The organism is Pseudomonas sp. B10 (genome assembly GCF_900156235.1).
Classification (GTDB): Bacteria; Pseudomonadota; Gammaproteobacteria; order Pseudomonadales; family Pseudomonadaceae; genus Aquipseudomonas; species Aquipseudomonas siliginis.
This window is the reverse complement of record NZ_LT707063.1, coordinates 776,079-789,801: the sequence shown is the minus strand read 5'-3', so window position 1 is coordinate 789,801 and position 13,723 is coordinate 776,079. Positions and strand designations below refer to the sequence as shown.

The following is a 13,723-nucleotide window of genomic DNA, read 5'->3' as shown; positions in this document are numbered from 1 at the left end:
GTTCATTCAACAATGATGGTGACTGACCCGCCGCCTTCGCGAGCAGGCTCGCTCCCACATTGCAATTGTGATTATCCAATAGCCATCCGGTGAACCCCGGACGCTGAAGTGCAAAACACCCCTCGTTTCCCACCGCGCCCCGATCGCGGCGGAGACGAACTTCAAACCAATGATTCGAGGGGAAACACTCATGTTGCGTGCAGCACTCGCCGGTCTGGTACTGGCTTCATTCACCTTGTCAGCCTCGGCCGAAACCATACGCATCGCCATCGGCACCCAGGACACCACCATCAACTGCGCCGCCGGTGGCCTGTTGATCCGTGAACTCGGTCTGCTGGAAAAATACCTGCCCCACGATGGCGCCTACAAAGATGCGAAGTACGAGGTGCAGTGGAAAAACTTCACCAGTGGCGCACCGCTGACCAACGAGATGGTCGCCGGCAAACTCGATTTCGGTGCGATGGCCGATTTCCCCGGTGCGTTCAATGGTGTGGCGTTCGAAACGGCGGGCAAGCACAGCCTGTTCATCAGCGTGCTGTCGGGCAGCATCAAGGGCAGCGGCAACGGCATCGTCGTGCCGAGCGCCTCGTCGGTGCAAAGCCTCAGCGAACTCAAGGGCAAGACCATTTCGGTGCCGTTCGCCTCGACGGCTCACGGCATGTTGCTGCGCGCCGTGGCAGAGCAGGGCTGGGACCCGCTCAAGGATGTCAACATCATCGCCCAGCCACCGGAAGTCGCCGGCTCGGCATTGCAGGCCGGCAAGATCGACGCCCACGCAGATTTCGTGCCCTTCGCCGAGCTGTTCCCGAGCCGTGGTTTCGCCCGCAAGATCTACGACGGCGCCCAGGCCAACGCGCCGACTTTCCATGGCGCACTGGTGGATCAGGCCTACGCCAAAAAGTACCCGGAAATCGTCGTCGCCTACCTGCGCGCCAGCATCGAAGCCAACCAACTGCTCGCCACCGAACCGGAGAAGTACAGCGAACTGATCGCCAAAGTCACCGGGGTCGATGCCGAGGTCAACTACCTGTTCCATGGCCCGTTGGGCGTGCAGACCCGCGACCTGAGCTGGAAGCCTGAATACCGCCAGGCCGTCGGAACCGCCATCGATACCCTGAAGCTGCTGAAGAAAGCCGATCGCGGGCTCGACCTGAACAGCTTCATCGACGACCAGTACATCCGCGCCGCCTTCAAGGCCTCAAATCTAGATTACACCGCGCAACTGGCCAACTACGCGCAGACGCCATTGCCGGGCGTGGATGCGGCGACGGGCAAAGCCATCACCGACGTCAGCCATGTCGCGGAAATCTGGGTGCGTGGCGAGGAAAAAGTCCGCCGTTACGGCTCGGCTGAAGCGGCGTTCACCGCGCTGGCGGGGTTGAAGCAGGAGGGCAAGAACATTCGTGCGGTGTATGCGCAGGCCAGTGACAGCGGGATCAAGTTGTTCGCCGAACAAGCGTGGTTTGCCAGCGATGCCAAGGGTCGCCTCAGCGCATTTCTGCTCAGGGGCCAGGCCCAGCAATACGCTGCGGCGCAGGGTGGCAAGGTGTTCGACTTCAGCGATGCCACTGCGCAGGTTGTCGCCAATCGTTAACTCAAACGTAGATCGTTCCCACGCTCTGCGTGGGAATGCCTCAATGGGCGCTCTGCGTCCGCTTTGGATGTGACGCGGAGCGTCACGGGATGCATTCCCACGCAGAGCGTGGGAACGATCAGAGGTGATATATGTTTCCACGCTGGATCCCCCGGGCCGCCTCACTGCTGCTCTGCCTGCTCTTCTGGCAACTCGCCGCCAGCCATCACTGGAACCTCGGCCTGGTCACCTTTGCCAACGTGCCGACGCCACTGGCGGTGATCGAAGTCGCGCTGGGCCTGGGCGACTCGGGCAAACTCTGGCAGCACCTGAGCAGCAGCCTCGGCCGCGTCTTCGCCGGTTACGTGGCGGCGTTGATCATCGGCATCGCCCTGGGCCTGGCCATCGGCCGGTCGAAATGGGCCGAAGACATTCTGCTGCCACCACTGGAGGTCCTGCGCCCGATCCCCGCCGTGGCGTGGATTCCGCTGGCGATCCTGATGTTTCCATCCTCGGAATTGTCGATGGTCTTTATCACCTTCACCGGCGCGCTGTTCCCGATCCTGCTCAACACCGTGCACGGCGTCGAAGGCGTCGATCCACGCCTGATCGCCTCGGCAAAAAGCCTCGGGGCAGGGCGTCGGGCGATTCTGCTGGAGGTGATTCTGCCAGGCGCTGCGCCGAGCATCATTACCGGCCTGGCGATCGGCATGGGCACTTCGTGGTTCTGCCTGGTGACGGCGGAAATGATCTCCGGGCAGTTCGGCATCGGTTACTACACCTGGGAGTCCTACACCATTCAGAACTACGCCGACATTGTCGTCGGCATGCTCCTGATCGGCGTGTTGGGCATGGGCAGCAGTTGGCTGATCAAACGCCTGGGCGGCTTGTTCACGCCTTGGCATCGACCGCGAGGCAAAGCCTGATGAGCGTGATGCAAACCCCGGAAGGGCGGATCGACATTCGCCAGTTGTCCATCGTCCTCGGCCAGGGCCGCGAGGCTTTCGAAGCGGTGCAGGGCCTCGATTGCCAGATCGAACCCGGGCAGTTCGTGTGCATTCTCGGCCCGTCCGGTTGCGGCAAGTCGACCTTGCTCGGCGCTCTGGCCGGGCACTTGAATGCCAGTACCGGCAGCTTGAAAGTCGACGGCAGCGCGGTGACCGGCCCGTCGCCGCAGCGCGGCATGGTGTTTCAGCAGCACACGCTGTTCCCGTGGCGCACGGTGCGCGACAACGTCGCCTTCGGCCTGAAGATGCGCGGCGTCGGCAAGGCTGAGCGCCGTCGCGCCGCTGACGACATCCTCAAACTGGTCGGCCTCGAAGGCTTTGCCGAGCGCTGGCCTGATCAGCTCTCCGGAGGCATGCAGCAGCGGGTGGAGATCGCCCGGGTGCTGGTCAATCGCCCGCGCCTGTTGCTGATGGACGAGCCGTTCGGCGCGCTGGATGCGCTGACCCGCTTGAACATGCAGGAACTGCTGCTGGACATCTGGACGCGCATCCGCACCACCGTGGTTTTCGTCACCCATGACATCGACGAGGCGCTGTTTCTAGCCGATCGCTTGCTGGTAATGAGCGCGCGACCAGGGCGAATCATCGAAGACTTGCCTCTGGACTTTCCACGCCCGCGTACCAGTGAACTGGTGACCAGCCCCGAGTTCGCTCGACTGAAACGCCACTGCCTCGACCTGCTGCGCCACGACAATGACCGACCGCTGCCGCGCCTCAATCCGCTCGGCCTGCCTCCTGAAAACCCTTTGCCGCGATTTGCCCTATGACCTCTATTTTTGCTGTGACCGACAACGAAGACATCCTCGCCCTGCAACCGCGCCTGACGGCTGAAGACGCTGGCGTGCGGCGCATTGCCCTGATTGATCTGGCCGATCTGGAGGAGCCGGATGGCTTGCTCTTGCTGGTTGATCGACTGCGCCAGGATCCCGCCGAGGACGTTCGCGCTGAAGCCGCACGATTGCTCGAAGCGTGGGAGGATGAAGCGGTCGTGCAAGCCTTGTGCGAAGCGCTGACGGATCCGGCGCCCGCCGTGCAATCGGCGGCGGCGCAAAGCCTGAGCCTGCTCAAGACTGCGGCGGCGGGGCGGGTCATTCTGCCGTGGACCGCACATGCCGATGTCAGTGTGCGCATCGCCGCCTTTCGGGCGTTACGCGAATTGCGCTTCGCCGAGGCCGCGTCGGCTGCCGTCGCCGCGTTGGAGGACACCGATGCCAATGTCCGTCGCGAAGCGGTCGGTGTGCTCGGCTGGCTCAAACAGCTCGACGCGCTGCCAGCCCTGGCGCGCCTGGCCAGCGACGACTCGGACACCGAAGTGCGCCGCGCCGCGACCGGCGCGCTCGGTCTGGCCAGTGGCGCCGAAGTATTGCCGGCGTTGCGCCAGGCCTTGCAAGATCAGGCTTGGCAAGTGCGCGAAGAAGCCGCGACCACGCTGGGCAAGGTTGGCCACAGCGACGCCGGCCCGGCCTTGGTCGAAGCGCTGAGCGATGATTACTGGCAAGTGCGCCTGCGCGCCACTCGCAGCCTCGGCCGCTTGCGCTTCGTCCCGGCGCTGGACGCGCTGATCGACACCCTCGGCCACCGCATCAGCAATCTGCGCAAGGAAGCCGCGCTGGCCCTCGGTGAATTGAACGATCGCGGCGCCGTGGCCGCGTTACAGGCGGCGCAGGACGACGGCGACCCGGAAGTGCGCAAAGCCGTGCGCATCGCACTGAGTCAATTGCAATGAACCCACTGTCGGTGGGCAACTCGCAGAGTGCGCGCACGTTGCGCCTGAGCTGGCCGGACGGGCGCGAATCGCTGCTCAAGCATGCCGATCTGCGCCGGCAGTGCCCATGCTCGCAATGCCGCGCATTTCGCCTGCGCGGCGTCACGCCGCTGGTTGATGATCGCGTGCGCCTGATCGAGGTCAATCCACAGGGTTATGGTGTGCAACTGGTATTCAGCGACGGCCATCAACGCGGGATTTACCCGTGGGAGTATCTGGTGCAAATGGGTTCCTGACTTTTCCTGGCCCCCTGTGGGAGCGAGCCTGCTCGCGAAAGCGCAGTGTCAGGCGACGATGATGTGAATGTGCCGACGCCTTCGCGAGCAGGCTCGCTCCCACAGGGACTGTGTTCACAGATTGATCCGATTGCAGCTCCCTGCGTCGGCTTGCGCCGACTGGCGGTTCTTGTCAGGCATTTCCCACAGGAGTACAAATGTACTCCATGACCAATCTGACTCCCCGCCGTACCGCCATTCTGACCTTTATCCGCGATCGCATCGCCGAGCACGGTCAGCCCCCAAGCCTCGCTGAAATCAGCGAGGCTTTTGGTTTTGCCTCGCGCAGCGTGGCGCGCAAGCATGTGCTGGCGCTCACTGAAGCCGGTTTCATTGAGGTCAATCCGCATCAGGCCCGGGGCATTCGTTTGCTCGGGCAGCCGCCGCGTCCGGAGCTGCTGGAGATTCCCGTACTCGGTCGCGTGGCTGCCGGCGCACCGATTGGCGCCGATGCCGATATCCATAACCGTTTGCTGCTCGACCCGGCGCTGTTCTCCCGCACCCCGGATTACATGCTGCGGGTGCAGGGCGACTCGATGATCGAAGACGGCATTCTCGATGGCGATCTGGTCGGTGTGCGGCGCAATCCCGAGGCGCTGAACGGCCAGATCGTCGTTGCGCGTCTGGACGGTGAAGTCACCATCAAACGCTTCGAACGGGTCGGGGATGAAGTGCGCCTGCTGCCGCGCAACCCGGCCTATCAGCCCATCGTTGTGCGTAACGATCAGGATCTGGCCATCGAAGGCGTGTTCTGTGGTCTGGTGAGGCAAGGCTGATGGGCGCCGTCGTTGCGTTGGATACGCTGTTCAATGGCGGCCAGGTCTGGCGCGGCAGGCCTGCGCCACCGGCGGCGAGCCCGCAGCCGACCGGGCATGCGGCATTGGACGCGGCCCTGCCCAGCGGCGGCTGGCCGGAAGCGGCGCTGAGCGAAATCCTTCTCGCCGGCCCCGGTGTCGGCGAGTTGCAACTTGTCTGGCCGACCCTGGCGCGATTGTCCGCGGCCGGTGAGCGCATCGTGCTGGTGGCGCCGCCGTTCGTGCCGTACCCGCAGGCCTGGGCCAATGCCGGAGTCGATCTGCGCCAGTTGTCGGTGATTCAGGCCAGCGAGCGCGATGCCTTGTGGGCGGCGGAGCAATGCCTGCGCTCGGGCAGTTGCGGCGCGGTGCTGTGCTGGCCGAACAAGGCCGATGACCGAGCCTTGCGGCGTTTGCAGGTAGCGGCGGAAACCGGCCAGACCCTGGCTTTTGCCTGGCGCCCGTTGAGCGAAGCGGTCAACCCGTCACCGGCAGCGTTACGGATTGCCATCGATGCCAAACCGGCGCAGCTACGCGTACTCAAATGCCGTGGCGGCCTGGCGCGTGCTACGCCGATTGCCTTTGCCGTGGGGCACTGATCGCCATGCGCTGGGTATGTATCCTGTTTCCGCAATTGGCCCTCGACGCCGTGCTGCGTCAGCGGCCCGACCCTGAAGAGCCGCTGGTCCTGCTCAGCGGCCCGGCCCAGCGGCGGGTGCTGCAAGCGGTAAATCCGGCGGCACGCAAGCTCGGCCTGCGCCCTGGCATGTCGATGACCGCCGCGCAAGCCATGAGCAAAGGCTTTGCCACCGCCGATTACGAGCTGGCCGAGGTCGAGCACTGGCAGCAGTTTCTCGCCGCGTGGGCCTATCGCTTCAGCGCGCAGGTCAGCGTGCATTACCCGCGTACCGTGGTGTTCGAGATCGAATCCAGCCTCGGCCTGTTCGGTACCTGGCCGCAATTTGAAGCTCGCCTGCGCCAGGAATTGAAAGATCTGGGCTTTCGCCATCGAATCGTCGCCGCGCCGAACCCGGTGGCGGCGCGAGTGCTGGCCAATGCCTACGATGGCCTGGTGGTGCCGGACGGCGAGGCTCTGCAGCATCATCTCGGGCAATTGCCGGTCGACCGCGTCGGGCTGGAACCGAATGTCGCTACGGCGTTGTCGCGCATGGGCCTGCGCAATCTCAGCCAGGTGCAAAGCCTGCCACGCCAGGCACTGGCCCGGCGCTTCGAAGCGCAGATGCTCAAGCACCTCGACACGCTGTTCGGCGCACGCCCGCTGGCGCTGGCGTTCTATCTGCCGCCCGACCGTTTCGATATCCGCATCGAACTGAATTTCGACGTGCAATCCCATCAAGCCTTGCTGTTCCCGTTACGGCGCTTGACCGGCGATTTGTCGGCGTTCCTCTGCGGGCGCGACAGTGGCGTGCAGCGATTCGACCTGCATCTGGAACACGCCGGGCTGCCGGACACAGTGGTCAAGGTCGGCCTGCTCAGTGCCGAGCGTGACGCGGCAATGCTGTTTGAACTGGCCCGTGGCCGGCTGGAACAAGTCCAGGTCGAAGCACCGGTGCGTGGTTTTCGCCTGCGCGCCGAAGACCTGCCGAGTTTCATTCCGCAGTATCAGGAGCTGTTCGACGACCGCCCGCAGCAGACCTTGCCCTGGGAGCAATTGCGCGAACGTCTGCGCGCACGGCTGGGTGATGACGCGGTGCAGGGGCTGCGCTTTCAGGCCGATCATCGCCCTGAGTGCGCGTGGCAGAACGCTGCCGATAAACAGCTTTGCACGGGGTTGCCCAGCGTGCAGCGTCCGGGCTGGCTGCTCAACGAACCGCAAAGCGTGCCGGAAGGTTCGGCGCGGATTCTCATGGGGCCGGAGCGCATCGAATCCGGTTGGTGGGACGGTGGCGACGTGCGGCGTGATTACTACCTCATCCAGAACCGCGCCGGTCAGCAGGGCTGGGCATGGCGGGCGGTGGGTGAGGGCGGTCCGCTGTGGCTGCAAGGCTGGTTCGCATGAGTGCCGATTACGCCGAACTGCATTGCCTGTCGAACTTCAGTTTCCAGCGCGGAGCCTCGAGCGCGCTGGAACTGTTTCAGCGGGCGAAAAAGCACGGCTATCAGGCGCTGGCGATCACCGACGAATGTACCCTGGCCGGAATCGTCCGTGCTTGGCAAGCGGCGAAGTCCGTTGAGTTGCCGCTAATCATCGGCAGCGAGATCCGCATCGACAACGGCCCGAAACTGGTGCTGCTGGTGGAAAACCTTGCCGCTTATCAGGCCTTGTGCGGCTTGATCACCCGCGCCCGGCGGCGTACGCAGAAAGGCCAGTATCAGGTGCTGCGCGAAGACTTCGCCGAAGCGCTGCCGGGTTTGCTGGTGTTGTGGGTGCCGGATTCAGTGGATGACCGGGAAGAAGGGCGCTGGCTGAAACAAACCTTCGGCGATCGCCTGTGGCTCACGGTGCAACTGCATCGCGGGCAGAACGATCAACAGCGGCTCGCGGCATTGTTGGCTCTGGCGGCTGAGTTGCAGATTCCAGCCGTGGCCAGCGGCGATGTGCACATGCACGCCCGGGGGCGCCGCGCCTTGCAGGACACCATGACCGCGATCTGTCATCACGTCCCCGTGGCCGAAGCGGGTCTGCGCCTGCACCCCAATGGCGAGCGGCATTTGCGTTGCCTTGATGTGCTGCGCGAATTGTATCCGCCGGCCTTGCTTGCAGAATCGGTCAACTTGACCCGGCGCTGCACTTTCGATCTGAGCGAGCTGCGCTATCAGTACCCGAAAGAGCTGGTGCCCGAGGGGCACAGTGCCAGTTCCTGGTTGCGCCATCTGACCGAGGAGGGCATTGCCTGGCGCTGGCCGAAAGGGCCTCAGGCCAAGGTGCTCAAGCAGATCGATGACGAGCTGCAACTGATCGCCGAGCTCGGCTACGAAAGCTATTTTCTCACCGTGCACGACGTGGTGCGCTTTGCCCGCACACAGAACATCCTCTGTCAGGGCCGTGGTTCGGCCGCCAACTCGGCGGTGTGTTTTGCCTTGGGCATCACCGAGATCGATCCGGATCGCACTACGCTGCTGTTCGAACGCTTCATGTCCAAAGAGCGCAACGAGCCGCCGGACATCGATGTCGATTTCGAGCACGAGCGCCGCGAAGAAGTCCTGCAATACGTGTTCAACCGTTACGGCCGGGGACGTGCGGCGCTGACGGCGGTGGTCAGCACCTATCACGCCACCGGTGCCGTGCGCGATGTGGCCAAGGCCCTCGGCCTGCCGCCGGATCAGATCAACGCGCTGGCCGACTGCTGCGGGCGCTGGAGCGATGAGACGCCGCCGCTGGAACGTTTGCGTGAAGGCGGCTTCGACCCGGACAGTCCGGTGCTGCGCCGGGTGCTGAGCCTGACCGGGCAACTGATCGGCTTCCCCCGGCACCTGTCGCAGCATCCCGGCGGTTTTGTGATCTCCGAGCAGCCGCTGGACACCTTGGTGCCGGTCGAAAACGCGGCAATGGCCGACCGCACCATCATTCAGTGGGACAAGGACGACCTCGATGCGGTCGGCCTGCTCAAGGTGGATATCCTCGCCTTGGGCATGCTCAGTGCGATTCGCCGCTGCTTCGACCTGCTGCGCCGGCATCGTGATCTGAACCTGACGCTCGCGACGATCCCCGCCGAAGACAAACCGACCTACGCAATGATCAGCCGCGCCGATACTGTCGGGGTGTTCCAGATCGAGTCGCGAGCGCAGATGTCGATGCTGCCACGCCTGAAACCGCAGACGTTCTACGATCTGGTGATTGAAGTGGCGATCGTCCGCCCGGGGCCGATTCAGGGCGGCATGGTTCATCCCTATCTGCGCCGACGTAACAAGGAAGAGGCGGAAACCTATCCGTCGCCAGCGCTCGAGGTCGTACTCAAAAGAACCCTGGGCGTGCCGCTGTTTCAGGAGCAGGTCATGCAGATCGCCATCGTCGCTGCCGACTACAGCCCCGGCGAGGCCGATCAACTGCGTCGTTCCATGGCCGCGTGGAAGCGCCATGGCGGACTGGAGCCGCACAAGGAACGTCTCGCCGCCGGGATGAAAAAGAACGGCTACACGCCGGAATTCGCTGCGCAGATCTTCGAGCAGATCAAGGGCTTCGGCAGTTACGGCTTCCCCGAATCCCACGCCGCCAGTTTCGCTTTGCTGACCTACGCCAGTTGCTGGCTGAAATGCCACGAGCCGGCGGCGTTTGCCTGCGCACTGATCAACAGTTGGCCGATGGGTTTCTACAGCCCTGACCAGATTCTGCAGGACGCGCGGCGGCACCAATTGCAGATCCGTCCGGTGGACGTGCGCGCCAGCGACTGGGATTGCAGCCTCGAGCCGCTGAGTACCGGGCAACCGGCGATTCGCATGGGCCTGCGCATGATCAAGGGGTTTCGCGAAGAAGATGCCCGGCGCATCGAAGCCGCGCGCCGCCACGGAGCCTTTGCCGATGTCGCTGACCTGGGTGAGCGCGCCGCCCTCGACAGTCGTGCGCAGGCCTTGCTGGCAGACTCCGGCGCCTTGCGCGGTCTGGCCGGGCATCGGCATCGTGCGCGTTGGGAAGTGGCTGGGGTGCAGAAACAACTCGGCCTGTTCGCCGGCCTGCCCAACGAGGAAGAAGTCAAAATCGTCCTGCCCAAACCCAGCGTTGGCGAAGACCTGCATGCTGATTACGCGACCGTGGGGACGACGCTGGGGCCGCATCCACTGGCGTTGTTGCGTGGCGAGTTGCAGGCCCGGCGTTGCCGCAGCTCGCGGGAATTGATGGATATCGAACATGGCCGGCCGGTCAGCGTGGCCGGTCTGGTCACCGGCCGACAGCGCCCCGGTACGGCCAGCGGGGTGACGTTCGTGACCCTGGAAGACGAGTTCGGCAACGTCAACGTAGTGGTCTGGCGTGAGCTGGCCGAGCGTCAGCGCCAAGTTCTGGTGGGGTCGCAATTGCTCAAGGTCGACGGCCGCTGGGAGCGCGAAGGCGATGTGCGCCACCTGATCGCCGGGCGCATGAGCGACCTTAGCCCGCTGCTCAACGGCATTCATGTGCAGAGCCGGGATTTCCACTGAGCCTTGTGGGAAAGAGCCTGCTCGCGAAAGCGCAGTGTCAGGCAATGACGATGTTGAATGTGCCGCCGCCTTCGCGAGCAGGCTCGCTCCCACAGGTTTTGGCTGTTTATTCAAAATCGAGATAAATCAAAAGGCTGCACCTTTGGGCCGAAGGCAGATATTCTGCGCTTCACACCGGTACGGGAACCCGATCAACTCCATGGCCAGCCACTGCCAGGATGAATTGCCCGACGCCAAAGGAGTGTTCGAATGAGCGAAAAGAAACTGGAAACCACGGTCGATCGCGTCTACCAAGGGGTTTACGCGGCGATCAGCAAGCGTTCGTTGCGCCCGGGCATGAAGCTGGGTGAGGCCTCGCTGGCCGAGTTGTTCAATGTCAGCCGCACGTCGGTGCGTGCTGCGCTCAAGCAGTTGGAAGCCGATGGTCTGGTCACCACTGAGCCCAACAAAGGTGCATCGGTGTCGCTGCCCAGTGACGCAGAGCTGCGTTCGCTGTTCGAAACCCGGCGGCTGATCGAAATAGGCATCGTCACCGAACTGTGCCGGCGCAAAGACACCGTTGCGATGCAGGATCTGCGTGAGCACTTGTTGCTGGAGGATGCCGCCCATGCGGCCGGCGACCATGAACGGCTGATCCATCTGCTCGGCGAATTCCACCTCAAACTTGCGCGCAGCCTGAACAATCCGGTGCTGCTCGACTGGTTCCAGAAGCTGATCTCGCGCGCTTCGCTGTATGCCGCCGCGCTCGATGACGACAGTCACCAGGCCTGCCGCGACGATGAACACCTGCGTTTGCTCGAGTACATCGAGGCCGGTAATCAGAGCGCCGCGATCGAGCTGACCTGCACGCACCTCAACGGAATCGAGAAGGCGATTCTCGACGTTGCTGCAAAAATGAAAACCGGCTATCACCCACTCAAACACTTGATTGGCGTCTGAATGGCTCTGCGTCGCAAATCGGCTATACCTGCAATGAAACCAATGCGCTTTCAGGGCCTCGAAACACACGGGCGTCGCGTCGTTGTAGCGTTGCGATAGATCGGAAAACCGCAAAAAAGGACACTGAGTCAGGCGATGCAGTTTTTATCCGAAAGCCACGGCTGTGAGGGCTGGAAAGGCGAAATGGCCGAACGCATCCGTGCGTTCGACTGGAGCCACACCGAACTGGGCGCGCTCGCCGAATGGCCGGCCAGCCTGTGTAGCACCGTGCAGCTGATGCTGGCTTCGCCGCTGCCGATGGTGATGCTCTGGGGCCACGCCGGCTACATGATCTACAACGACGCCTACTCCGAATTCGCCGGTGGCCGCCATCCCTATCTGCTTGGCGTGCCGGTAGAGCTGGGCTGGCCGGAAGTCGCCGAGTTCAACCGCCACGTCGTTGACACCTGCCTGGCCGGCGGCACCTTGTCCTATCGCAACAAAGAGTTGGTATTGCTGCGCGACGGCGTGCCCGAAGACGTCTGGATGGATTTGTATTACAGCCCGGTAGCCAACGACGAAGGCGTGCCCGGCGGCGTCATGGCGATGGTGGTCGAAACCACCGAACTGGTGCATTCCGAGCGCCTGCGCCAGGCGGCCGAAGATGCCTATCGCGCCGACAACGAGCGCGTGCGGCTGGCGCTGAATGCCGGCGCACTGCTTGGCTCGTTTGTCTGGGACATCAAGAACAATCGCTTCTCCGCTGACGAACGTTTCGCCCGCACCTTTTCCTATCCGCCGGATCAGGACCTGAGCGATCTGCAACAAGAGATCGCCGAATCACGCATTCATCCTGACGACCACCCATGGGTCCAGGAACGGGTCGCCCATTGCGTGCGCACTGGCGAGCCGTACAACGCTGAATACCGTGTGCAGCGCGGCGATGGCCAATATCTGTGGGTGCTGGCCAGTGGTGCTTGCGAGTTCGATGAAGACGGAAGGCCGTTTCGCTTCCCCGGGGTGCTGATCGATATTCATGAGCGCAAGAATGCTGAAGAGTCGCTGCTCAAATTCACCCGCAACCTCGAACAGCGCGTGGCCGCCGAGGTGAATGCGCGGCTCGCGGCCGAGGAACAACTTCGCCAATCGCAGAAGCTCGAAGCCATCGGCGGCCTGACCGGTGGTGTTGCCCATGACTTCAACAATCTGCTGCAAGTCATCGCCGGCAACCTGCATCTGCTAGCTCGGCATGAGCCCAACAATGCCAACGTGCAGCGCCGGGTCGGGGCTTCGCTGGCGGCGGTCGAGCGCGGGGCCAAACTGTCTTCGCAATTGCTGGCCTTTGCCCGGCGGCAACCGCTTTCACCCGCCGTGTGCAACCCCGAGCAGATTTTCGAAGGCGTTGGCGAGTTGCTGCAACGCGCCTTGGGCGAAACCATTCAGATCGACGTGCAGTTGCCGCCGCAGCCGTGGCATATCAATGTCGACCGCAACCAACTGGAAAACGCGATTCTCAATCTGGCCATCAACGCCCGCGACGCGATGAAAGGCGAGGGCGTCATCGGCCTCAGTGCCGCCAATGTCAGCCTGGACAGCGAATACTGCGCCGGCAAGGGCATAGCGGCCGGTGAGTATGTTCGCGTGGCGGTCACCGACACCGGCGTGGGTATTGCCCCACAAATGCTGGAACAGGTTTTCGAACCGTTCTTCACCACCAAGGCCGACGGCCAGGGCACCGGGCTCGGTTTGAGCATGGTCTTCGGCTTCGTCAAACAGAGTGGCGGTCACGTCGAGATCGACAGCAAGCTCGGCGAAGGCACGCGGGTGCAGTTGTATTTCCCACGCAGTCTGCGCCCGGTTCGCGAAGAGACCGCCAGTGTCGGCGAACGCAAGAGCGGCGGCCACGAGACGATTCTGGTGGTGGAAGACAATGACGCCGTGCGCGCTTCGGCGGTGGAGTTGCTGCGCGAAGAAGGCTATCGGGTGATGACCGCGTGCAATGGCGACGTGGCCATGCAGATGTTGCTGGAAGGCATCGAGATCGATCTGATCTTCACCGACGTGGTCATGCCCGGCCTGATCAAGAGCTCCGATCTCGCTGCCTGGGCCAAGGTGCAGACGCCGCCAGTACCCGTGCTGTTCACCTCCGGGCATACCCGCGACATCATTTCCCGCGACCACCAACTCAGCCCCGATACCCATCTGCTCGGCAAACCGTATAGCCCGCAAGCGTTGCTGCAGATGATTTGCGAGGTGCTCGGCACCTGAAGCCGAGCGCCGCCCCAGTTTCCAATCAA

General features: G+C 63.3%; 11 protein-coding genes. All 11 read left to right on the top strand.

The window, feature by feature from the left end; all coding sequences use genetic code 11:
- The first annotated feature begins 169 nt into the window (after nucleotides 1-169).
- A complete protein-coding gene (locus tag BXA01_RS03470; RefSeq protein ID WP_172833993.1) occupies nucleotides 170-1,594 on the top strand; it encodes an ABC transporter substrate-binding protein in 1,425 nt (474 codons plus the stop codon).
- A 131-nt stretch (nucleotides 1,595-1,725) separates the two neighbouring features.
- The gene (locus BXA01_RS03465) at nucleotides 1,726-2,499 is read left to right on the top strand and encodes an ABC transporter permease (protein ID WP_076563222.1); all 774 of its coding nucleotides are present in this window, start codon (nucleotides 1,726-1,728) and stop codon (nucleotides 2,497-2,499) included.
- Nucleotides 2,499-3,347, top strand: coding sequence for an ABC transporter ATP-binding protein (locus BXA01_RS03460; protein WP_076563221.1), 849 nt, complete (start codon nucleotides 2,499-2,501; stop codon nucleotides 3,345-3,347). The genes BXA01_RS03465 and BXA01_RS03460 overlap by 1 nt, the downstream gene beginning before the upstream one ends.
- A complete protein-coding gene (locus BXA01_RS03455) occupies nucleotides 3,344-4,306 on the top strand; it encodes a HEAT repeat domain-containing protein (protein WP_076563220.1) in 963 nt (320 codons plus the stop codon). Before BXA01_RS03460 ends, BXA01_RS03455 begins: the two co-directional genes overlap by 4 nt.
- Nucleotides 4,303-4,581, top strand: a complete 279-nt coding sequence (locus tag BXA01_RS03450) for a DUF971 domain-containing protein (RefSeq protein WP_076563219.1) — start codon at nucleotides 4,303-4,305, stop codon at nucleotides 4,579-4,581. Before BXA01_RS03455 ends, BXA01_RS03450 begins: the two co-directional genes overlap by 4 nt.
- 197 nt (nucleotides 4,582-4,778) lie before the next feature.
- The gene (lexA, locus tag BXA01_RS03445; protein ID WP_076563218.1) at nucleotides 4,779-5,396 is read left to right on the top strand and encodes a transcriptional repressor LexA; all 618 of its coding nucleotides are present in this window, start codon (nucleotides 4,779-4,781) and stop codon (nucleotides 5,394-5,396) included.
- Nucleotides 5,396-6,013: a translesion DNA synthesis-associated protein ImuA gene (gene imuA, locus BXA01_RS03440; protein ID WP_076563217.1), complete on the top strand. Its 618-nt coding sequence runs from the start codon at nucleotides 5,396-5,398 to the stop codon at nucleotides 6,011-6,013. Before lexA ends, imuA begins: the two co-directional genes overlap by 1 nt.
- Before the next feature lie 5 nt (nucleotides 6,014-6,018).
- Complete coding sequence (locus BXA01_RS03435; RefSeq protein ID WP_076563216.1) at nucleotides 6,019-7,434, top strand: Y-family DNA polymerase; 1,416 nt, start codon at nucleotides 6,019-6,021, stop codon at nucleotides 7,432-7,434.
- Entirely contained in the window at nucleotides 7,431-10,508 is a 3,078-nt protein-coding gene (locus BXA01_RS03430) for an error-prone DNA polymerase (RefSeq protein WP_076563215.1), read from the top strand. Before BXA01_RS03435 ends, BXA01_RS03430 begins: the two co-directional genes overlap by 4 nt.
- A 249-nt stretch (nucleotides 10,509-10,757) precedes the next feature.
- Nucleotides 10,758-11,447, top strand: coding sequence for a GntR family transcriptional regulator (locus BXA01_RS03425; RefSeq protein WP_076563214.1), 690 nt, complete (start codon nucleotides 10,758-10,760; stop codon nucleotides 11,445-11,447).
- 135 nt (nucleotides 11,448-11,582) lie between these two features.
- Nucleotides 11,583-13,694 (top strand): PAS domain-containing hybrid sensor histidine kinase/response regulator, encoded by a 2,112-nt coding sequence (locus tag BXA01_RS03420; protein WP_076563213.1) that lies wholly within the window; start codon nucleotides 11,583-11,585, stop codon nucleotides 13,692-13,694.
- Nucleotides 13,695-13,723 lie beyond the last annotated feature (29 nt).

Bases quoted from the DNA above. Each gene is read 5' to 3' on its own strand.
- BXA01_RS03470 (WP_172833993.1), top strand. From the start codon at position 170: ATGATTCGAGGGGAAACACTCATGTTGCGTGCAGCACTCGCCGGTCTG.
- BXA01_RS03465 (WP_076563222.1), top strand. From the start codon at position 1,726: ATGTTTCCACGCTGGATCCCCCGGGCCGCCTCACTGCTGCTCTGCCTG.
- BXA01_RS03460 (WP_076563221.1), top strand. From the start codon at position 2,499: ATGAGCGTGATGCAAACCCCGGAAGGGCGGATCGACATTCGCCAGTTG.
- BXA01_RS03455 (WP_076563220.1), top strand. From the start codon at position 3,344: ATGACCTCTATTTTTGCTGTGACCGACAACGAAGACATCCTCGCCCTG.
- BXA01_RS03450 (WP_076563219.1), top strand. From the start codon at position 4,303: ATGAACCCACTGTCGGTGGGCAACTCGCAGAGTGCGCGCACGTTGCGC.
- lexA (WP_076563218.1), top strand. From the start codon at position 4,779: ATGTACTCCATGACCAATCTGACTCCCCGCCGTACCGCCATTCTGACC.
- imuA (WP_076563217.1), top strand. From the start codon at position 5,396: ATGGGCGCCGTCGTTGCGTTGGATACGCTGTTCAATGGCGGCCAGGTC.
- BXA01_RS03435 (WP_076563216.1), top strand. From the start codon at position 6,019: ATGCGCTGGGTATGTATCCTGTTTCCGCAATTGGCCCTCGACGCCGTG.
- BXA01_RS03430 (WP_076563215.1), top strand. From the start codon at position 7,431: ATGAGTGCCGATTACGCCGAACTGCATTGCCTGTCGAACTTCAGTTTC.
- BXA01_RS03425 (WP_076563214.1), top strand. From the start codon at position 10,758: ATGAGCGAAAAGAAACTGGAAACCACGGTCGATCGCGTCTACCAAGGG.
- BXA01_RS03420 (WP_076563213.1), top strand. From the start codon at position 11,583: ATGCAGTTTTTATCCGAAAGCCACGGCTGTGAGGGCTGGAAAGGCGAA.